Source organism: Microcystis sp. M015S2 (assembly GCF_020245945.1).
GTDB lineage: Bacteria > Cyanobacteriota > Cyanobacteriia > Cyanobacteriales > Microcystaceae > Microcystis.
Genome location: NZ_JADBTX010000048.1, coordinates 33,265 through 53,379, shown reverse-complemented (window position 1 = coordinate 53,379; position 20,115 = coordinate 33,265). Strand labels below are relative to the sequence as shown.

At 45.2% G+C, this 20,115-nt stretch carries 17 protein-coding genes and 1 other RNA gene; 8 read left to right on the top strand and 10 right to left on the bottom strand.

The genetic code is table 11. From position 1 onward, the window contains the following. Positions 1–227 precede the first annotated feature (227 nt). Positions 228–1,772, top strand: a complete 1,545-nt coding sequence (locus tag IM473_RS09835) for a serine/threonine protein kinase (RefSeq protein WP_287658136.1) — start codon at positions 228–230, stop codon at positions 1,770–1,772. A gap of 66 nt (positions 1,773–1,838) precedes the next feature. Here the strand turns inward: IM473_RS09835 and IM473_RS09830 are convergent, their stop codons facing one another. Then, entirely contained in the window at positions 1,839–3,428 is a 1,590-nt protein-coding gene (locus tag IM473_RS09830; protein WP_002801847.1) for a glycoside hydrolase family 57 protein, read from the bottom strand. Positions 3,429–3,575: 147 nt separating this feature from the next. Here IM473_RS09830 and IM473_RS09825 point away from each other — a divergent pair, with 147 nt between their 5' ends. Next, positions 3,576–4,730 carry a histidine kinase gene (locus IM473_RS09825; protein ID WP_287658137.1) on the top strand — a complete coding sequence of 385 codons (1,155 nt, stop codon included), beginning with the start codon at positions 3,576–3,578 and terminating at the stop codon, positions 4,728–4,730. On the opposite strand, the gene IM473_RS09820 is transcribed toward IM473_RS09825, so the two are convergent. Then, positions 4,708–5,535, bottom strand: coding sequence for an alpha/beta fold hydrolase (locus IM473_RS09820; RefSeq protein WP_287658138.1), 828 nt, complete (start codon positions 5,533–5,535; stop codon positions 4,708–4,710). The genes IM473_RS09825 and IM473_RS09820 overlap by 23 nt on opposite strands. Before the next feature lie 395 nt (positions 5,536–5,930). Here IM473_RS09820 and rnpB point away from each other — a divergent pair. Further along, positions 5,931–6,398: RNase P RNA component class A (gene rnpB / locus IM473_RS09815), an RNA gene on the top strand. 105 nt (positions 6,399–6,503) lie between these two features. Continuing rightward, on the top strand, positions 6,504–7,208 hold the full coding sequence (gene rnc, locus IM473_RS09810) for a ribonuclease III (protein ID WP_287658139.1): 705 nt from the start codon (positions 6,504–6,506) through the stop codon (positions 7,206–7,208). Positions 7,209–7,224: 16 nt separating this feature from the next. Here the strand turns inward: rnc and IM473_RS09805 are convergent, their stop codons facing one another. Continuing rightward, positions 7,225–8,295, bottom strand: a complete 1,071-nt coding sequence (locus IM473_RS09805) for a WD40 repeat domain-containing protein (protein ID WP_287658140.1) — start codon at positions 8,293–8,295, stop codon at positions 7,225–7,227. An 87-nt stretch (positions 8,296–8,382) separates the two neighbouring features. Beyond that, positions 8,383–8,676, bottom strand: a complete 294-nt coding sequence (locus IM473_RS09800) for a hypothetical protein (RefSeq protein ID WP_287658141.1) — start codon at positions 8,674–8,676, stop codon at positions 8,383–8,385. Between the two features lie 343 nt (positions 8,677–9,019). On the opposite strand from IM473_RS09800, the gene IM473_RS09795 reads away from it, so the two are divergent. Next, positions 9,020–11,260 (top strand): glycoside hydrolase, encoded by a 2,241-nt coding sequence (locus IM473_RS09795; RefSeq protein WP_287658142.1) that lies wholly within the window; start codon positions 9,020–9,022, stop codon positions 11,258–11,260. A 227-nt stretch (positions 11,261–11,487) separates the two neighbouring features. Here IM473_RS09795 and IM473_RS09790 read toward each other — a convergent pair whose 3' ends face one another. From IM473_RS09790 to IM473_RS09770, 5 genes are all read right to left on the bottom strand, one after another. After that, the gene (locus IM473_RS09790; RefSeq protein ID WP_287658143.1) at positions 11,488–12,678 is read right to left on the bottom strand and encodes a HEAT repeat domain-containing protein; all 1,191 of its coding nucleotides are present in this window, start codon (positions 12,676–12,678) and stop codon (positions 11,488–11,490) included. A 111-nt stretch (positions 12,679–12,789) separates the two neighbouring features. Continuing rightward, the gene (locus IM473_RS09785) at positions 12,790–13,566 is read right to left on the bottom strand and encodes an energy-coupling factor ABC transporter ATP-binding protein (protein WP_287658144.1); all 777 of its coding nucleotides are present in this window, start codon (positions 13,564–13,566) and stop codon (positions 12,790–12,792) included. A gap of 119 nt (positions 13,567–13,685) precedes the next feature. After that, positions 13,686–14,459 (bottom strand): cobalt ECF transporter T component CbiQ, encoded by a 774-nt coding sequence (gene cbiQ, locus IM473_RS09780; protein WP_287658145.1) that lies wholly within the window; start codon positions 14,457–14,459, stop codon positions 13,686–13,688. Positions 14,460–14,577: 118 nt separating this feature from the next. Beyond that, positions 14,578–14,901 carry a PDGLE domain-containing protein gene (locus IM473_RS09775; RefSeq protein WP_287658146.1) on the bottom strand — a complete coding sequence of 108 codons (324 nt, stop codon included), beginning with the start codon at positions 14,899–14,901 and terminating at the stop codon, positions 14,578–14,580. A 28-nt stretch (positions 14,902–14,929) separates the two neighbouring features. Continuing rightward, the gene (locus tag IM473_RS09770; protein WP_287658147.1) at positions 14,930–15,658 is read right to left on the bottom strand and encodes an energy-coupling factor ABC transporter permease; all 729 of its coding nucleotides are present in this window, start codon (positions 15,656–15,658) and stop codon (positions 14,930–14,932) included. A gap of 439 nt (positions 15,659–16,097) precedes the next feature. Here IM473_RS09770 and IM473_RS09765 point away from each other — a divergent pair, with 439 nt between their 5' ends. The 3 genes from IM473_RS09765 (at position 16,098) to IM473_RS09755 (ending at position 17,867) form a co-directional block, all read left to right on the top strand. Next, on the top strand, positions 16,098–16,949 hold the full coding sequence (locus IM473_RS09765; RefSeq protein ID WP_287658148.1) for a zinc metalloprotease HtpX: 852 nt from the start codon (positions 16,098–16,100) through the stop codon (positions 16,947–16,949). An 88-nt stretch (positions 16,950–17,037) separates the two neighbouring features. Further along, the gene (locus IM473_RS09760; protein WP_043995593.1) at positions 17,038–17,574 is read left to right on the top strand and encodes a deoxycytidylate deaminase; all 537 of its coding nucleotides are present in this window, start codon (positions 17,038–17,040) and stop codon (positions 17,572–17,574) included. 95 nt (positions 17,575–17,669) lie between these two features. Then, on the top strand, positions 17,670–17,867 hold the full coding sequence (locus IM473_RS09755; protein ID WP_041804248.1) for a hypothetical protein: 198 nt from the start codon (positions 17,670–17,672) through the stop codon (positions 17,865–17,867). A 76-nt stretch (positions 17,868–17,943) separates the two neighbouring features. Here the strand turns inward: IM473_RS09755 and gyrB are convergent, their stop codons facing one another. Next, positions 17,944–19,866: a DNA topoisomerase (ATP-hydrolyzing) subunit B gene (gyrB, locus tag IM473_RS09750; protein ID WP_002781027.1), complete on the bottom strand. Its 1,923-nt coding sequence runs from the start codon at positions 19,864–19,866 to the stop codon at positions 17,944–17,946. Positions 19,867–20,115 lie beyond the last annotated feature (249 nt).

Sequence of the window (20,115 nt, the reverse complement as noted above, 5' to 3'; positions counted from 1 at the left end):
ATTTTATGCGACTTTATACTTAGTTTTTTCATTTTTTTCAACCCCCAAAAATTAATTATGCAAGGGGCAAGGACTAAAAATGCCTGAAAATATATGTTAACAATCATGCTTTTAGCCTAAAAAAAGGGCATTCTAAGGTTAAGTCCTCTCGATCAGCCACGGATTGCAGCAGTTCTTAAAAAAACTCTCTCCACCAGACTCACTATAATTAACACAGTAGCCTAGCTATGTCGGCAGAATCTAGACATCGGCGTTTACTTGCCAATCGATACCAACTGGTCGAGTTGATCGGTAGCGGTGCCATGGGACAAGTATATCGAGCAGAAGATAAACTATTAGGTGGCGTAACCGTCGCCGTGAAATTCCTCTCGCAAACTCTCCTCAACAAAAAAATGCGCGAGCGTTTCGAGCGAGAGGCAACTATTTCGGCACTTTTAGGCGAAAAAAGTATTCATATTGTTAAAGTTCGTGATTATGGTGTAGATGAAAAGGAAGTCCCCTTCTACGTCATGGAATTTTTGCAGGGGGAAAGCATAGGAGAAATCATCAAATATCACCCGCTGCCTCTCCCGCGCTTCTTTCATCTCACCCGTCAGATTTGTTTCGGCATCGAATGCGCCCATAAGGGTATTATCTTCCAAGGCGAGATGTGTCCGATTATTCACCGGGACATAAAACCTAGCAATATTATCGTGATTCAGGACTCAGGATTAGGGGAATTGGTGAAAATTCTCGATTTTGGCATCGCTAAACTCATCCAATCGGGAGAATCCCAAACCCAATCGTTTATGGGAACCTTAGCCTATTGTTCCCCAGAACAGATGGAAGGTAAAGAACTCGATCATCGTTCCGATATCTACAGTTTCGGGATCGTGATGTACGAGATGCTCACGGGAAAAACGCCCTTTTTTCCCGATAATTCCTCCTTTGGCGGTTGGTATGAGGTTCACCACTACGCTGAACCCCGTCCCTTTAATCCTAGCTTGCAATTACCGCCAGAATTAGAACAGTTAATCCTGCGCTGTTTAGCCAAAGCACCCAGCGATCGACCGCAAAGTGTTACAGATATACTACAACTTCTCGAACGACTCGAACCCCTAGTCAAAAATAATCAACCCAATAAATTGCATCGTATCGGTGAAATAGTCAAAAAAATCGACGATTACACCACTAAAATTAAAACCCTTGAAGATTTAGATCGAACCGGTCTTGCTGTCGCTAATACTAAGGATATCTGTCTCAAGTCCAGTTGGCCCGAGGATAAACCGCGCCAAAAAATCGTCTTCCCACGCTGTATCAAGGCTGCTGACGGCGTTTTTGCCAGTTTATGGGTAATGTTGGCTCGAGAAGATATCCCCGTCCGGGTTGCTAGTGTCCGTTATAATCAATTTCTCTTTTTACCCACACCCCACCCGATGATTCTCTGGATTACTGTCCTCTATCATCGTCAACAGGGGCCGCGCTGGTTGCCCTGTTATTTGGACTTAAAAACCCCCCAGGGTCAAAAAATGACCAAAACCCTCGGCGAAACCGGTCAATACTGGATTTTATTTTTCTCCCTCGAAGGCGGCCCGATCTGTGAAAATGTGATCACCGCCAATATTCCCACCAATCAATGCCAAATTTTGCAGCAATGGCTGACCGATAGTCAATTTGCCCAGGTTGGCAGCCCACAAATTAGCAAGCGGATGTTAAAACGGAAACTCGAGGAACTTAAACCCAAAATTCTGGCCAAATTAGCCTCAGAATTAGCCCAAGACACACCAATTTAACTTTCTAAAAAATCAAATCGGGGGGGTATTAACTAACCCCCCTTTTATCTATACTACTCACCCAGATTACAGAGGTCGATAGACACGGTAATCAATATTGGGGAAAATATTATCGATTTCCTCGACTTTTTGCAACCAACCAGAGTCAATCTTCTCCGATTTCACATCTTCATAGATTTTATTTAACCGCAGCAGGTGGGAACGAGTGCGCCGGACAGCATAGGGAACCATTGTACCGGTTCGCATAATAAAGGCCCAGTCAGAAGATTGCGCTAATAATAACTCCCGGGCCGCCTGATTTAAAGCCCGTTCCTGCAATTCATCCTCCGCTTCATGATGACTTAATTCAATCATCCGTTCCGTGCCTTTGTGCAGGTGAGGATAGATCCAAGCGTTAGTTTCATTTAGCCAGTATTCGTGAAAACCCTTATAACCCCAACTGGATTGGGAAGGACGACAGACCTGCTGAGTCGGGTTAGCCCGGAGATAATCGGCTAAATGGGTCATTTGGTAGATATTTTGGTCATACCAGGACTTACGGAACAGAAAATCAATAAACCAGGGTCCCTCATACCACCAGTGACCGAATAACTCGGCATCGTAGGGAGAAACAACCAGGGGAGGACGGCCCATAATTCCCGCTAAACTCTCCACTTGCCGCTCGCGATTATACATAAAATTGCCCGCGTGTTCGGCGGCTTTTTCTTTGGCCCAGTAAGGGTCATAAAGCCCTTTTTCCGATAAACCACCGTCCCGGCTAGTAATTTTATGGTATTTGATGCCTATATTCTTGCGTTGACCGTTGGGCATGATATAGGGCTTAATATACTCGTATTCCGCTTCCCAGCCCAAATCTTTATAGAATTCCCGATAAACTATATCCCCCGGATAACCGACTTGGGAAGACCAAACCTGTTGAGAAGATTCGTGGTCACGACCGAAAGCGGCCACCCCGGTTTCCGTGAAAATGGGCGCGTAACTGCCGTAACGGGGGCGAGGACGACCGTAGAGAATACCGTGGCCATCGACGAGGAAATAACGAATGCCCGCATCGGCTAACATTCTTTCTACCCCTTCGTAGTAGGCACATTCCGGCAACCAAATGCCCTTGGGACGACGACCGAAATTTTCTTCGTAGTGTTGACAGGCCACCTCAATTTGCGCCCAGACCGCTTGTGGGTACATTTTCATCAGGGGCATATAACCATGAGTCGCACCACAGGTGATAATTTCTAGGTTATTACTGTCGAGGAATTGTTTAAAGGCTTTGACCAGATCTCGATCGTATTTTTCCCAAGTTTGTCGGATACTTTGGAAAGATTCAGCGTAATATTCGGCTAAGTAGCGAATATGGCCATTATGTTGATTATGGTCGATTTCTTTAGCAATTAATTCTTCTAACTTACCTAAGTGTTCTTCATAACGCTCTTGCAGTAACGGATCCCGCAGCATCGACACCAAAGGCGGAGTCATGCTCATGGTCATTTTAAAATCGATACCGTCCCGCTTGAGACCTTCAAAAACTTGCAGGAGAGGGATGTAGGTTTCTGTGATTGCTTCGTATAACCATTCTTCTTCGAGGACGTAATCGCTTTCGGGATGGCGGACGAAAGGGAGATGCGCGTGGAGAACTAGGGCAACATAGCCAAAAGCCATAGGATTTCTTCTTAGAATTAAGGAATAAAACTTTAAGATTAGGTTGAGTAGATTTTATACTATCTTAAGCTTCTACAATAAAGAATATGATAAAAGTCGATCGATCATCGATCGATCTCGTCAATCCCTAGGTTTACTAATTTTCCGATGCTCCCATCTAACGAGCCACTGACTGCTTTAGGAAGAGAGACGACAACGCCTCTCTCGATTCAACTTTTGCTGTTTGTTGATGACCGTCCCAGTTCTCAAGAAATTATCCGTCAAATTCAGGCCTATCTCCAGTCTTTAAAGTCTGATTACCCGATTGACATACAAATCATCGAAATTCGCCAGCAACCTCATTTAGTCGAACATTTTCGCCTTGTAGCTACCCCCGCCTTGGTCAAAATCGCCCCCGGTCCCCGTCATACCCTCGCGGGCAGTAATCTGGTGGAACAGTTTAAAAAATGGTTGGTACGTTGGCAAAAAGCGATTAAAGAGGAGATTAAAAATGATCACGCTGAGGATGGACAACTTCAAGAGGTGGAACATTCGGGCGAACTCATCCGCATCGCCGATGAGGTTTTTCGTCTCAAACAGGAAAAGGAAGAATTATTAGAACAATTGAAATTTAAAGACCAAATTTTGGCTATGTTAGCCCACGATTTACGCAGTCCTCTCACCGCCGCTTCCATCGCCGTGGAAACCCTAGAATTAGCCTATCATCAACCAGATACGGAGCGCAGTCTGCAATTACGAGAACAACTGCACCAACAGGCCCGCAAACAGTTTCGGATTATGAACCGTTTGATTACGGATATTCTGCAAGCTTCTAAGAGCATGGCGGCGCAATTCACTCTCCAACAGAGTAAATTTTATCTCCAAGCCCTCTGTCAGGAAATTTTGTCTCAATTTACCGATATTTTTCAGGAAAAGACTTTAACTCTCCAAAGCGATATCCCCCAAGATCTGCCCCCCGTCTATGCTGATGAGGAGTTAATCCGACAGGTGATTATTAATCTCTTGGAGAATGGGATCAAATATACCCCCGCCGGCGGCGCAATTACCCTTTCTGTCCTCCATCGTACTACTCAAAAAGTACAAGTGAGCATCAGTGATACCGGTCCCGGCATCCCCGAAGAAAAACAAGAGCATATTTTTGAGGGTCATGTGCGTCTCAAACGGGATGAGGGTAAAGAAGGTTATGGCATCGGTTTATCGGTCTGTCGTAAGATTATTCGCGCCCACTACGGTCAAATTTGGGTAGATAGTGTCCCCGACCACGGCAGTAGTTTTCACTTCACCCTGCCAGTTTATCGCTAAAATGCTCGGCTAACCAATTATCAATGTCCCCTAAAACTAAGTCGGGGATTTCCCAGGGGAACAGATGGGCCGTATCTGGGTAACATTTCCACTGACACAGTTTCAGTTTTTCGGCTGTTTCTTGGCTCGAGGCACTGGTAATATGGCGATCATTTGCCCCCGCCAGAACCAAGCAGGGAATTGTAATTTTGTCAAGAGATTTTAAACAATTGTAACCTTTTTTTAAAGCCCGATTTAAAGCGCGATCGGCAAATGGAGAAGTTTGTAAGTAGGCGGGAACAGCATCTTGAGCGAGATATTGATAGGATATCGCTTGATGTTGTGAAAAAAGGTACTGAAACAGGGAACGACGGGCAAAAGTATTAATATTCCAACGCCATCCCGGTTTAATCTGATTGAGAATTGCCGCTATCCCCGTCAAAACTAAATCTGTGGTGGTGATGGGAGGATGACTACCCCAAGGCCGCGCAGCCGAAGCCACGAGAATTAAACCAGGAAAGCGATCGGGATGCCGCAATACTAACTCCAGTGCGATTATACCCCCCAAAGACCAACCGAGAATTAAACATTGCTGGATTTTTTGGCGATCGAGCAGTCCGATTAAATCCTCTAGATGTTCTTCTAGCTGAAAATCCAGGCGATAACGACTTTTACCGTAGCCGCGCAGATCCGGGGCCAGGGTTTGCCAGCGTTGGCAAAAATGATCGGTAAATACAAACATACTCGCTGCCGAACCGGGATGACCGTGCAGACAGAGGATCGGATAGCCATTACCTTTGATGTTAACGTTGAGAGCGATCGACATTGAGCAGTTATCAGTTATCAGTTATCAGTTATCAGATTTGAGTTTTAAGTGAGCAGTATGTAGGGTCTGCTGAATAAATCTAAAAACCTTGTTGGGTAAGACTTTTAGACCTTTTGTCAATCAAAAAGTACCGGATATGGCAGTGATCGGGGGGAAAATTCAGGTACTTTTTCTCTGAAAATTAGGTAATTGACGCTCTGAAAACGGGTAAAACCCTACACCCTACACCCCACACCCCACACCCTACCCCCACGAAAAACTTTTTGCCGCAAACCCTAAATAGCAGTTTCCTACTGTCTTTTCACTGTTCACTGTTTACTGTTTACTGATCAGTGATTATTGACTGGGATATATGAGCGATCGAGTCTCTGGTAAGTCATACTAGAGAATGGGAGAGAGTTGGTCGAGAGGTTGCGGGATCATTTTATCAATGATTCCGAGGAAAGTCCGAACTCCCGAAAGACCACACTTGCTGGATAACGTCCAGTGCGCGCGAGCGTGAGGATAGTGCCACAGAAAAATACCGCCCCCTTTTTCAGTGATTATTAAACAGTAATCAGTAACGAAAGTAAATTCACTGATAACTTTCCACTGATAACTGATAACTGATAACTGATTGGGGGTAAGGGTGCAAAGGTGCGGTAAGAGCGCACCAGCAGTATCGAGAGGTACTGGCTCGGTAAACCCCGGTGGGGAGCAAGGTGGAGGGACAAAGGTTGGTCTTTTTCCTGTCCCGTTTTTAGGAACCGCTTGAGGTAATTGGTAACAATTATCCCAGATAGATAACCTCTATTTCAACAAAGGTAAAAGCAATTTTACTGCTGTTGGGAAATACAGAATTCGGCTTATGTCTGACTCTCTCCTTTATCAGTTATCAGTTATCAGTGATCAGTTATCAGTTATCAGTTTACTGATCATTGAAAAAAATCTCCCCACTTCATAATTCATAATTCATAATTCCCGCTCCCATGTCCTTAAGTGATCCGCGTCGCCAAAAACAATTAAAAACCCTAGTGGAAAAGCTGGGTTTATCAGCTGATGTCCCCGTCAGGTGGGATTTATTAGATTTAGCTCTAACTCATCCCAGTGTTTCCCGTGATCAGAATTATGAACAATTGGAATTTGTGGGCGATTCTGTGGTAAGACTGGTGGCGGCGGAGGTATTGTTAGAAACCTATCCAGAGGAGCTAGTGGGAGAATTTGCCGCGCTGCGATCGATGATGGTTAGCGATCGCACTCTGGCGGAATTTGCGGATCGCTACGGTTTCGAGCGTTATTTGTTGGTATCAAGTAGTACGAGTATTGATCGGGCGGGGCGAATTTCTCGACTAGCAGACGCTTTTGAGGCGGTCTTGGGAGCATTATATCTTAGTACACAGACTATGGTGTTAGTGCGTTCTTGGCTAGATGAACCACTAAGGGAAAAAGCGGCCGAAATTCGTCGAGATCCGGCCCGACAGAATTATAAGGATGCCTTGCAGGAGTGGACACAAGCAACATATAAAAAACTGCCGCAATATTTAGTAAAAGAAATCAATGGCTTAGATCAAGAACGTTTTTGTGCGGAAGTGTGGTTAAATGAGCAGAAATTAGGAGTGGGAACTGGCAGAAGCAAAAAAGCAGCGGAACAGGCAGCGGCTAAATCAGCTTTTCTAGAAGTGGTTAAAGGCTAAATGAAGATATTTTTGCCTAACGGACGAATTGCCAGAGGCGAATTTTAAAATCATAATTACCACTAGCCAAATACTGCCCATCGGGACTAAAAGCCAGGGATTCCACCCAGTCGGAATTATTATCAAACCAGGCTAACTGTTTACCCGTGGTCACATCCCATAAACGCACACCGTCATTACTGGCACTAGCGAGAATTTGTCCGTTAGGATGGAGTGCCAGGGAACGAATTCGGGCTGTATGACCGATGAGGGTAAATAATAACTTATTATTGCTCGTATCCCAGATTTTAATCGTGCGGTCTAAACTACCCGTAATTAAATTTTTGCCGTCGGGAGTGTATAAAAGCTTGCTAACCGCTTGGGGATGGGCGGAAAATTTCGACAAAAATTTGCCCTCGCGGATGTCCCAAAAATTTACCTCACCGTTTTCATGACCACTGGCAAGGGTGACACCATCGGATTTCATGCCTAGGGAATAAACAAAATTACCCACCCAATTTAAACGATAGAGGGGACGGCGGGGAGGTTGCACTGTCCAGAGGCGAATTCCTTCCAAACCACCACTAATTAACGTTTTACCATCGGGAGTAACTGTAAGGGCGAGGACAGTATTACCGTGTTCGAGGGCAATTCCTAAATACTTGCCTTCCACCAGATTCCAAAAATTAATGGAACCATCTAAACCGCTACTAACTAATAATCTTTCGTTGGGACTAATAGCTAAAGCTTTGACGCTGGTTCTTTGGGCGCGAGTTTGGGAGACTTTTTGCCCTGTTTTTACCGACCAAATTCTCAGGAGAGGATCCGTATCACTACCACCAGCGAGAACCAATTGGTTATCGGGGCTGAAAATCACAGCATTAGGGGTGGATTGTTGCCCCTCTAAGGTTTTAGCGAGGGTAAGTCTGCCTAAACCCTCTACTAGGATAGTTTCTGGGGTTTTTTCGCCACTTGCAGCCGCGGGTTTAGGGGGGGCAATAGGACTTTGGGCCTGAGTAAGCTGATGTTGCCCAATTGTCAGCGTGGTTAGAACACTGACCACAATTGCTCCGACAAGTTTCTCCGCACCCGTAAATCGGAATTTCATAAATTTAGTTGAATATTAACAAATGAACGGTGCTATAGATTCTAGCCTTTGAGGGGATTGATTGCCAAGCAAGGTGAAATTTTTGAACTAAGAAGGTCGATTTTTTTCGTTTTTCAGGGTTGGTAAAGCTACTTGACCCGATTGGGGCGGTAAATAGTATCTTGCTGCTTCTTCTTGCTTGATTTGCTTGCTTTTTTGGCTCTGTTGCCACCTGGCGAAGATAGCGATCGCCATAATCGTTGCCCCTAAAGATAGCAGTGTCCATCTTTGTCCTAGAACCCCGATGATGACATCTACTGCCGCTGCGGTAAAGATAAAGCTAGTTATTGGTTCTTGACGGTAAGCTTTCTTGAGAAAACGCGGCCAGAGGAGATTACTCATTTTATCTATTATTTTTACGGTTTCGATAATTCCAGCTTATCCTATCACCCTGAAAAATGTTGTTGATCGGGTGATGGGGGTTTTTCAGTAATCAGTAATCAGTGAACAGTAATCAGTCAGAAAAATAATATTAGAGATTCTACTGCTGAACTCCCAATACTCATCACCGGAGAATCCGATCCTTTAACAAATACAAAGAGACGATACCCCCTCAAAACCAGTTGATAGGATTATGGTAGTGACCGAAATCAACTTTTAAGAATCTATAATGGGCTTTATTGTCCATTATTATCTAATATAACGGCTTTAAAGCCTGTTATATGCACTTTTCCTCGGTATTATCATGGCCTATCCTCTCTATGTCGCTTTTATTTGGCATCAACACCAACCCCTCTACAAATCTTGTCAAACTCGCACCGATGCTTCGGGACAATATCGCTTACCCTGGGTGCGACTGCATGGGGTGAAAGATTATCTCGATTTAATCCTGATTCTAGAACGTTTTCCCAAATTACATCAAACTGTCAACCTTGTCCCCTCTTTAATCCTGCAATTAGAGGATTACGTCAATGGACTAGCTATAGACCCCTATCTTGCTCTCACCGTCACCCCGGAAGCGCAGTTAACCCTGGCACAAAAACACTTTATCCTCGAACACTTTTTTGATGCTAACCATCGAACTCTGATCGATCCGCACCCCCGTTACGCGCAATTATACGCAGAGCGTCAAGAAAACGGTCATAGTTGGTGTATTAGCCATTGGAATCTGCAAGATTATAGCGATCTCTTGGCTTGGCATAACCTCGCTTGGATCGATCCTATCTTTCACAGTGACCCGGAAATTGCTGCCTGGTTAGAACAGGGAAAAAATTTCACTTTAAGCGATCGCCAGCGAATTATCTCCAAACAGCGTCAAATTCTGCGTCGTATCTTGCCGCAACACCGGTTAATGCAGGAAACCGGACAACTAGAAATCATTACCAGTCCCTACACCCATCCAATTTTACCCCTGCTGGCCAACTCGGAAGCCGGCCGGGTAGCGGTGGCGAATATGACCCTTCCTCGCCAATATTTCCGCTATCCTGAAGATATTTCGCGCCATCTCCAGAAAGCTTGGCAAATCTATATCGATCGCTTTGATAAACATCCTCGAGGACTTTGGCCCTCGGAACAATCCGTTAGTCCCGCAATTCTCCCCGCAGTCGCTAAACAGGGTTTTCAGTGGTTATGTTCCGATGAGGGGGTGTTAGGTTGGTCTCTGGGACATTACTTTCATCGCGACGAAAAAGGCAATATTAGCGAACCGGAATTGCTTTATCGTCCCTACTGTCTGGAAACTAGCAACGGCAATTTATCGATGGTTTTCCGCGATCATCGTCTCTCGGATCTGATCGGATTTAGCTATAGTGGCATGAAAGCGCAAGAGGCAGCTACAGACTTAGTTAAACACCTAGAAGCGATCGCCGAACAACTGAAAACCAACGCAGAAACCACGACCCTAGAAAAACCCTGGTTAGTTACCATTGCGCTAGATGGCGAAAACTGTTGGGAAAACTATCATCAAGACGGTTTACCCTTCCTAGAGAACCTTTATCAACTTTTAAGCGACCACCAAGCGATCGAATTAGTCACCGTCTCCGAATATCTCGATCGCTTTCCCGCTAATGCCAAAATTCCTGTCAATCAACTTCATAGCGGCTCTTGGATCGATGCCAATTTTACCACTTGGATCGGCGATCCCGCTAAAAATAAGGCTTGGGAATATCTAATTTTAGCCCGTCAAACCCTCGCTAATCACCCGGAAGCGACGGAAGATAATAACCCCGATGCGTGGGAAGCGTTGTATGCAGCGGAAGGTTCCGATTGGTTTTGGTGGTTTGGTTATGGCCATTCCTCCAATCATGACGCAATTTTTGATCAACTTTTCCGCGAACACCTGATCGCTCTGTATCAAGCTTTAAATGAGCCAATTCCCTCCTATTTGCTCGAACCGGTGGAAGAACACAGAGATAAACAAAGTAATCGTCCACTGGCTTTCATTCACCCCATTATCGACGGTTTTGGGGACGAACAGGATTGGGATAAAGCCGGACGGATCGAAATTGGCGGCGCCAGTGGTACAATGCACCGGACTTCCTTAGTACAAAGACTCTTTTTCGGTTGGGATCACCTCAATTTTTATCTGCGTTTCGATTGGAAACCGGGGGCAAAATTAGGAGAAGAAATTCCCGCAGAAGTGCATTTATATTGGTATTATGATGAAGTGCATCGTCTGCAAAGTCCAATTCCCCTAGCAGATATTCCCCCTCGATCGCCCCTCGATTACGGTTATCATCATCATCTAGGAATAAATTTAATCACGGAATTTACTTGGTTAGAATTCGCTCAAGAATATTTTACTTGGCAGCGAGTTCCTAGTAGTGCCAAAGCTTCTTTTAATCAATGTTTGGAAATTGCTGTCCCCTGGGAAGGATTACACATTGAACCCGATGCTCGTCTCCATTTAATCGCAGTTTTAGCTAATCAAGGTCAATACTATGATTTCCTCCCCGTTGAAGAATTAATCTTCCTGCAAAGACCTTAAATCAGTGATCAGTGATCAGTAATCAGTTTTTTAGTTATCAGCTAGAATCATACTAAATCCGTTGAGTATAGGCTACTTATGAGGACAGGCAAAAGGCAATAGGCAATAGGCAAAAGGAGCAATAGATAATCAGTTTTTAATAACCAGATTTAGTATTAAACGCTATCCTTGGGGAAATGGATGCGGATCACTGGCAAATTCACCACATTTGTGCAGCGGGAAATTAGCTATATAGTCCCATGATCTAGCTTTTTTAGGGCGCTGAGAGCATGGAGACGGACAATCGCCTCCCCATCGGCTGCTAAAGTCAGCAAAATACTTTTATTATCCCGATCTAATTCTCCTAAAGCGATCGCTAGAGACTGTTTAACTCCTGTATCACCGAGGATCGCAGGACGGGAGTGATAAAAATTACCGAGAATTTCCCCTGCTTGTCGGCGTAATTTCTGGCAGGTTTGCCGGCCGAGAATAGCGATAATTTCCCGACAAATCAAGACATTTTCGCTATATAAAGCCTTTTCTAGGTAATTTAAAGCTTCCCCATCCTCGATCCAGCCCAATGCTCGCACTACAGTTAATTTTAAACTATCGGGAGTTAAGGGAGATTGCAGCAGTGGGTTTAAAGCTTTGGCTGAGGTTGCTGTGCCGATACGACCGAGAGCGATCGCAGTTTCTTGACAGATCTCGAGGTGGACATCGAATAACAGCGGTTGCAGATGGTTAACTAAATCTGCTTGGGGATAATTCGGCCCTAGGTAACTACTAGCTTTAATTGCTTCCCGTCGCACCTCGATGGCTGGGTCCTGTAAAGCATCGAGGATAATCGCAGTAATCTGGGGATGGTGAAAACTGCTTAAAGCTTCGATCGCCATCGACCGAATGGCGCTAGATTGATCCTTAATTACGGTTAAAAGCGGTTCGATAATTTCCGGCCGGCGAATTTGTGATAAAGCTTGTACGGCTAAAAAACGCCTGTTCGAGTCGGACAGTAATTGTCCTAAACTAGAGATCGCAGAACTGCCGATATTGGCTAAAGCGGCCGCAGCCATTTGGCTGAGGGCTTCCTCCTCCGATCTTTGCAATAATTGACTGAGAGCGAGAATACAGGCTCGATCGTCAAATTGACTGAGAATTCTCGCCAGAAACCAGCGCATTTCCCCATCTTGTTCCTCGGATTCTAACAGGGCAATTAAAGGAGCGATCGCCGGTTGACCGATTTGAGGAAATAGTTTAGCTATCTCCCATCGCTGTTGAAAATCGCATTTTTGTAAGGCTTCTAGGGCTAAATCGAGGATTTCATCGTTAATAATCGGTTCAATCGCATCTTTTTGGTTTAAAAGTCGCTGTATGCTGGCGTTTACTGTCTCCCAGTCCTTTTTATTCAACGCTATCTGAGCTTTTTCTAGCAGAGCTTGCATCGTGAGAAATGGCCTCGATTTTCGTGCTACCTATGCTAAGAATGTCAGACTTTCTCGCTTTTGTCCTCTCTCATAATGCAAGAAACCGATAATAAATCTCCAAATTGTGCATCAGACGTCAGTAGAGGGGGCATCAGCGATCGCACAGTAGGGACGACTATAACAAAGGGGTGTTTCCAGGTCGTGTTCTTCCAAAAATTCCCGATTACTTAAAATCTTAGCGGTTTCTCCCTCAGCTACCACCTGACCACGACTTAACACCACCGTGCGATCGCATAATTCTAAAGCCAGATCGAGATCGTGGGTGGCGATCACTTGGGTTTGGGGTAAAGTGGCCAACAGTTGTATTAATTGCCGACGGGACCGGGGATCCAGTTGAGCGCTAGGTTCATCAAAAACTAAGACCTCCGGCAACATGGCTAAAACCCCCGCAATGGCCACGCGTTTTTTTTCACCCCCCGATAGATTCTGACTGTTTCTCTTACCGTAATGCTGGGAATCCAATCCCACCGCGTGTAAAGCATGATGACAGCGATGGTTTAGATCCTCTCCCCGAATTCCCTGATTCATCGGGCCAAAAGTCACATCTTCCCAGACAGTGGGCATAAATAGCTGATCGTCGGGGTTTTGGAAGACTAAACCGACAAAATTGCGGATATTTTCTAAATTCTCCGGTTTAACTTGGTAGGGACCGACGGTGATTCTACCGGTTTGCGGCGGGAGAATACCGTTAAAATGCAGCAATAAGGTGGATTTTCCCGATCCATTGGCCCCGACTAAAGCCACCTTTTCCGTAGCTTCAATGGCTAAATTAATACCCTTTAACGCTTCTGTGCCGTCAGGATAGGTATAAACTAGGTTTTCAATAAAAATCGGGTTGTGGTGCATGAAAAACGAGACTTTTACCGAAAAATTGGGTTTAAGGTTCCCCGTCCTTTAGCGTAGCGGAGGACGGCTTTTTTGGCAACAGGTTGTCAATCTAGCTTCAAGTTTAGGCAACGGGAGTGTCAACTGAGTAGATGTACCATTTGACCCCAGAGGATCAGAATTACTATACAAATTATAGCGAGATAATCGTTCAGCTTGCTTTGGGGAACCTGTACAGAAGGCAAGGAACCGGTGTAACCCCTCGATAACATGGCTTGATAAATGCGATCGCCACGTTCGTAGGTGCGGATAAATAAAGAGCCGATCATGTGTCCCACTAGCAGCCGTTGCCATCGGGGACTACTCATTAAATTACGCGCAATTGCTGCCCTTCGCATGGAATTAAATTCAGCGATCAAAACAGCTAGATAACGGTACATAGAGGCTAAAATTGCCACCAATAAAGGTGGAATTTTCAGGGTAACTAAGGCTTGCAACAGGTCGGGAATTGCTGTGGTTAAAACCAGAATATTGACCGTACAAAGACAGAGAAAAGCTTTTAGGGCGACACTGCCTAAAACTAGCAATCCCTCGCTAGTTATCCGTAAAAATCCCCAAGACCAAAGAATTTCGCCGCCATCGCGAAAAAGAGTTCCCAATAAAACCACACTGATAAAGACAAATTCGATCGCTACTCTTCGTAAAAGTACGAGAATAGTCACCCGACTGATCAGAATTAAAATAATTAATCCTAATCCGTAAATCCCCCAAGTTTCCCAGCTACCATTCGGCGTTAAGGCTGTGGCAAAAACTAACAAAAGAGTCACTAAAACCCGGGTATGGGGCGCAAGTTTCTGCCAAAAACCGCAATTTTGGCACTCATTTTCGCGAGAAAAAGTAGCAATGTGTAGCATTTATTCAGTGATCAATTATCAGTGATCAGTTATCAGTTAGAAAGGGGATATAGGGGTTTAGGGGTTTAGGGATTTGGGGAAATTTCAGCTAAATGCCCCACTCCCGACTCCTGATTCCTTACTCCTGATTTTGGGATTTTGGAATCACTAATTTACCGATACCCCAAGCGATGCCGAAAGTGGCAAGAGTTCCCAGAAAACCGGCGAGGGGAGTGGCGACACCTTCGGGAACACCTTTGAGGGCATAACCATCAAAAATTCGGGCGGAAGGTAATTGATTACCGAGGGCGTTAGGGTCTTCTTTCTTGCTAAATTGTAAATCTTCCGCCACTCGATCGAGTCCGTCGGGATCGGGACTGGCAAAGGGAGAAAGGAAAACGGCGATAATTAGGGATAATATCAAGCCAATCAGGAAAAATTGGCTATTTCTGCGAATATTCATCGACTTAATTGCTTTATTGACGAGAAGCTTAGGAAGGGGAAACAGAAGTATTAACGGAATGGGGCGGATCGTAGAGGAGATCGGGACGAGTTCGCCAGATATAACCGACAGCGAAAACGGTAATCACCGCTTCCCCGATACCGATGAGGATATGCCAAGATAACATGGCAAAAAGGGCGACTAAAGGCGGTACAGTCCCCGATAAAGCCAATTGCAGGGCGCAAACCAACGCAGCCACCACCACACTTGTCCAAGCGGCCAGGGCAACAGCGATCGCCATACTGCGCCAACTATTAAAACCAAGGGCTTTTCTAATCCCCAGATAGAGATAATAACCGCCAAAAGTCCCGATCAGACCCATATTGACGATATTTGCCCCTAAAACCGTTAAACCGCCATCTTGAAAAAATAAAGCTTGCACGATAAAAACCACCGCCATCACCAGAGAACCCGCCCAGGGACCGAGTAAAACCCCCGCGAGAGTCCCCCCTAACAAATGTCCGGAGGTTCCCCCCGGAATGGGAAAATTAATCATCTGGGCGGCAAAAATGAAGGCGGCACAAACTCCCATCAAAGGTACAGCCCGTTCAGCGTAGTGACCGCGCACTTTTTTGAGAGAAAAGCTAATCAGGACGACGGCAATTATCCAAGTAAATAGACTCACCGATGGACTCAAAAAGCCGTCGGGTATATGGAGGGCGAGATAAGGGGTCAGCAGAGGGTGAAACAAACCAACTCCTAGAAAATTAACAGACATTAAAACTCAGTCTCCTTGGCAATTTGGGTTAAAGATTTCAAGAGAATTATTTGGCTGGGACGGAAAAGTCCTCTCTTCTAGTAGATAACTAACCGCTTCATTCTACAATGCCCTCTCTGGGGATTTAAACCCTTTAGCTTCTTAAGAATTTCTGTTATTTTTCCGGTTGTCAGGGTTTAGCTATCGGCCAAAATCTCAATTATTCTCAAGCAGTCAAATTATTTAAATTATTATTAATTTCTCGGGGTTTTTTCAGTTTTTATGCTAGGCCTTAACCAGTTATCAGTTATCAGTTATCAGTTAGAAGAGGCTGGTGACTACTAACCACTGAGTTTTAAGTAATATTAATCACCGATCACTGATTACTGTTCACTGATAACCGATAACTGAAAGGTCTCCCCACATCTTTTATACCTCTTACTTCCTAACATAAATAAAGATGAATCAGCTTAAAACTGTTACTTTATTGGGTTTACTAGCCGGTTTACTTGTCGCTATTGGCTACGCGCTCGGTGGTCAGGGCGGTGCTTTAATTGGTTTAGTAATCGCCGCCATTACTAATATCGGTTCTTGGTACTTCTCCGATCGCATTGCTCTGGCCGCTTACCAAGCCCAACCGGTCAGCCGCCAACAAGCCCCCGAACTCTACCAAATAGTGGAAACTCTCTCTCGTCAAGCCAATATTCCCACACCGCAACTCTATATCGTCCCCACCCCCGCCGCCAATGCTTTCGCCACCGGCAGAGATCCCGAACACGCCGCCGTCGCCGTTACCGAGGGCATTTTAAACCTGCTGCCCGCCGACGAATTAGAAGCGGTTATCGCCCACGAATTAACTCATGTGCGTAACCGGGATACCTTAACCCAAGCTGTTGCGGCCACCGTTGCCGGGGCGATTTCCTACCTCGCCAGAATGCTGAGTTATGGTTTTCTGTTTGCTGGCAATTCTCGCCATCGTCAAGGGGGCAATCCCATCGGTTTACTATTTACCATCTTTCTGGCCCCCCTTGCCGCCACTGTGATTCAGATGGCTATCTCTCGTACCAGAGAATTCGAGGCTGATGCTGGTTCCGCCAGGTTGACTGAGAATCCCGAAGCTTTAGCCCGGGCTTTAACCCGTTTAGAATTGATCGGTCGTCAAATGCCCTTAAATGCCAATCCTGCCTTTGAACCGCTGTTAATTAGCAGTCCTTTTTCGGGGCAGTTTCTGGCTAATTTATTCGCTACTCACCCATCCACCGAGGCAAGAATCGAAAATCTCCGTCGCATTCAACAGGAATTATTAACCTGATCCCGTTCTTAATTTTTAGAGGTCATCTAATGATAAGCTATCAGAGATAACCCCCTCTTTTGCGCTTTTTCTAGCTTGGTATGAAACCGTGATCAACTCTGAAGAAAAAAGACCGACTTGGGACGAATATTTTTTAATGATCGCTAAATTAGCCGCCACCAGATCCACCTGTTTAGCGTTTCCCGTCGGTGCGGTAATTGTCAAAGATCGGCAGGTTTTAGCCACGGGGTACAATGGTTCGCCATCAGGAACAGTTCATTGTACTGCCCAGGGTTTTTGTTATCCCGGTTTGGGAACCTGTCGAGAATCTGGAGAAATTCCCTCTCGGGCAATTCATGCCGAAGCTAATGCGATCGCTCAAGCGGCTAAACACGGTATTTCTACCCAAGGTGCTAGTATTTACGTTACTTTAGAACCCTGTATTTCCTGTTTAAAACTAATTATTTCTTCGGGAATTAAAGAAGTTTTTTACGAAGCGGACTTTAATAGTGGCACAAAAGCCATGTTAAGGGATTCTTTTCTAGAAACGGGGATTATTAAATATAAAAAGATTTATTTATCAGCAGAAATGGCTAGTCATGCGGCCTTATTTTTATTAAATCCCATTTCGATCGATCTCAGGTAGTTATCTTCAACGGCGACATCACTCCACTTGAGTGGTGCTTTATCCATGGCGTGGCTCGGTTCGTCGAATAATTAGTGCTAGGAGGGCTAATAACCGTGAACGAAGAACATATTACCAGAGTTACCCGCGAACAGTGGGCGAAGTTGAAAGGCAAAACAGACTGGAAGAAAGTTAAAGGCATGAGTGAGGCAGAAATTGCCAAAAACGCCCTAGAAGACCCCGATAATCCACCGCTGCCGGCTGATTTTTTCGATGAAGTCGTGGAATGCACCCCGGTTTCCTTGAATCCCTAGCCCCCCGATTAGTAACTGGATTTAGGGATTTTATCGGGCTGTATTAGCCTAGACTAACACAGCCCCAAGTTACCGTTTAAATGTCCAAATCGGTAAGATTTAAACGTGATCCGTGGGTTTCGATAAATTCTCGCCGGGGGGCAACTCGATCGCCCATAAGAATGGTAAATAATTCCTCTGCTTTGGCTGCGTCTTCGATTTCCACCCGTTTTAAAGTGCGAGTTTCGGGATTCATGGTAGTATCCCAAAGTTGTTGGGGCATCATTTCTCCTAACCCTTTAAAACGTTGGATTGTGTAGTTAGCATTAGAGGGAAATTCCGCTATCTTTTGCTGTAATTCTCGATCGCTATAGCAGTAGGAATGATTTTTACCGCGTTCCAATTTATAGAGAGGAGGACAGGCGATATATACATAACCTTGGTCAATTAAATTCTTCTGATAACGATAGAAGAAAGTTAACAACAAAGTTCGGATGTGCGCGCCATCCACATCAGCGTCAGTCATTAAAACAATGCGATGATAGCGCAATTGTGAGGGGTCGAAATCTTCTCCTTTAATCCCTAAACCGAGGGCTGTAATTAAGGATTGAATTTCCGTATTTTTGTAGATTTTGGCATCATCGGTTTTTTCGATATTGAGGATTTTTCCCCGCAGAGGTAGAATCGCTTGAAAACGACGATCGCGCCCCTGTTTGGCACTTCCGCCGGCGCTGTCACCTTCGACGATGTAAATTTCTGACCTTTCTGGGTCTCTTTCGCTACAATCAGCCAATTTACCCGGTAAAGGTGAGGATTCCAAGACCGATTTCCGTCGTACTAAGTCCCGGGCCCGTCGGGCCGCTTCCGCCGCTTTGTACGCTTGTACTGCTTTTTCGATAATCGTGTCGGCTACTTGGGGATTTTGTTCTAAGTATTCGTTGAGAGTTTCCCCCACCAGGGAATCAACAATACCCCGGACTTCGGTGTTACCCAATTTGGTCTTGGTTTGGCCCTCGAATTCCGGTTCGGGGACTTTTACGGAAATAACGGCGGTTAAACCCTCGCGGACGTTTTCCCCCGCTAGATTAGGCTCGTTTTCTTTAATTTTATTGCGTTTACGAGCGACATTATTTAAAGTACGAGTCAGAACTGCCTTTAATCCCTCTAGGTGAGTTCCCCCGTCAATGGTGCGGATATTATTAGCAAAACCGAGAATATTGTCGCTATAGGCATCTATACACCACTGAAACGCCACTTCGATATTAATTCCGTTCTTTTCCCCCGATACATAGATAATATCTTTGTGCAGGGTTTCTTTTTCCCGACACATATAGGCGACGTATTCTTTAATACCCCCCTCATAACAATAGGTTTCGATGTGGGGTTCTTCGGGACGGTAATCGCTAAAGGTGATTTTAACACCGGCATTTAAGTAGGCTAGTTCTCGTAAACGTCCGGAGAGGGTACTGTAATCAAATTCGATGCCTTGGCTAAAAATTTCGGTGTCCGGCAGGAAATTAACCCTAGTTCCCGTTTTTTCCTCTTGACTGGGACTGCTGACCAATTCTGTGACGGGGATACCTCTTTCGTAGCGTTGGGTATGTACTTTATGATCGCGCCAGACGGTGACATCGACCCATGCAGAAAGGGCATTAACTACGGAAATCCCGACTCCGTGTAACCCTCCCGACACTTTATAACCACCACTGCCAAATTTACCGCCGGCATGAAGTATAGTGAGAACGGTTTCGAGGGCAGATTTACCCGTGGTCGGGTGAACATCGGTGGGAATACCCCGGCCATCGTCGGTAACGCTGACGGAACCATCGGCCTTGATATCCACTTCGATATGAGTACAGTAACCCGCTAGGGCCTCATCGATCGAGTTGTCCACCACTTCATAGACTAAATGATGTAGTCCCCGCGGCCCAGTCGTACCGATATACATCCCTGGCCGCTTCCTGACTGGTTCTAACCCTTCGAGAACTTGTATCTGTTCCGCGCCGTAGTTACTTGTCATAAAATTTCCCTAAAAAGGCTGTGATCCCTGATTGAACCTAAATGAATGGCAAAATCTTCAAAAATTTTAGCACATAAGGGTTAAAGACTGCTTAAATGCCTTTAGGGAGAATTTTTTATTGGGGTTGGGGTGTTGGTCAGTAAACAGTGAGCAGTCAACAGTGAGCAGTAAACAGTAAAAAGGCAGCTGCGAGCTTGTCCCTTAATACTATTCACTGAAAACTCACACCTGAAAACTCGCACCTGATCA

What these genes read in the sequence shown, in the direction of transcription:
- IM473_RS09835 (WP_287658136.1), top strand. Translation starts at nt 228, where the DNA reads ATGTCGGCAGAATCTAGACATCGGCGTTTACTTGCCAATCGATACCAA.
- IM473_RS09830 (WP_002801847.1), bottom strand. Translation starts at nt 3,428, where the DNA reads ATGGCTTTTGGCTATGTTGCCCTAGTTCTCCACGCGCATCTCCCTTTC.
- IM473_RS09825 (WP_287658137.1), top strand. Translation starts at nt 3,576, where the DNA reads ATGCTCCCATCTAACGAGCCACTGACTGCTTTAGGAAGAGAGACGACA.
- IM473_RS09820 (WP_287658138.1), bottom strand. Translation starts at nt 5,535, where the DNA reads ATGTCGATCGCTCTCAACGTTAACATCAAAGGTAATGGCTATCCGATC.
- rnc (WP_287658139.1), top strand. Translation starts at nt 6,504, where the DNA reads ATGTCCTTAAGTGATCCGCGTCGCCAAAAACAATTAAAAACCCTAGTG.
- IM473_RS09805 (WP_287658140.1), bottom strand. Translation starts at nt 8,295, where the DNA reads ATGAAATTCCGATTTACGGGTGCGGAGAAACTTGTCGGAGCAATTGTG.
- IM473_RS09800 (WP_287658141.1), bottom strand. Translation starts at nt 8,676, where the DNA reads ATGAGTAATCTCCTCTGGCCGCGTTTTCTCAAGAAAGCTTACCGTCAA.
- IM473_RS09795 (WP_287658142.1), top strand. Translation starts at nt 9,020, where the DNA reads ATGGCCTATCCTCTCTATGTCGCTTTTATTTGGCATCAACACCAACCC.
- IM473_RS09790 (WP_287658143.1), bottom strand. Translation starts at nt 12,678, where the DNA reads ATGCAAGCTCTGCTAGAAAAAGCTCAGATAGCGTTGAATAAAAAGGAC.
- IM473_RS09785 (WP_287658144.1), bottom strand. Translation starts at nt 13,566, where the DNA reads ATGCACCACAACCCGATTTTTATTGAAAACCTAGTTTATACCTATCCT.
- cbiQ (WP_287658145.1), bottom strand. Translation starts at nt 14,459, where the DNA reads ATGCTACACATTGCTACTTTTTCTCGCGAAAATGAGTGCCAAAATTGC.
- IM473_RS09775 (WP_287658146.1), bottom strand. Translation starts at nt 14,901, where the DNA reads ATGAATATTCGCAGAAATAGCCAATTTTTCCTGATTGGCTTGATATTA.
- IM473_RS09770 (WP_287658147.1), bottom strand. Translation starts at nt 15,658, where the DNA reads ATGTCTGTTAATTTTCTAGGAGTTGGTTTGTTTCACCCTCTGCTGACC.
- IM473_RS09765 (WP_287658148.1), top strand. Translation starts at nt 16,098, where the DNA reads ATGAATCAGCTTAAAACTGTTACTTTATTGGGTTTACTAGCCGGTTTA.
- gyrB (WP_002781027.1), bottom strand. Translation starts at nt 19,866, where the DNA reads ATGACAAGTAACTACGGCGCGGAACAGATACAAGTTCTCGAAGGGTTA.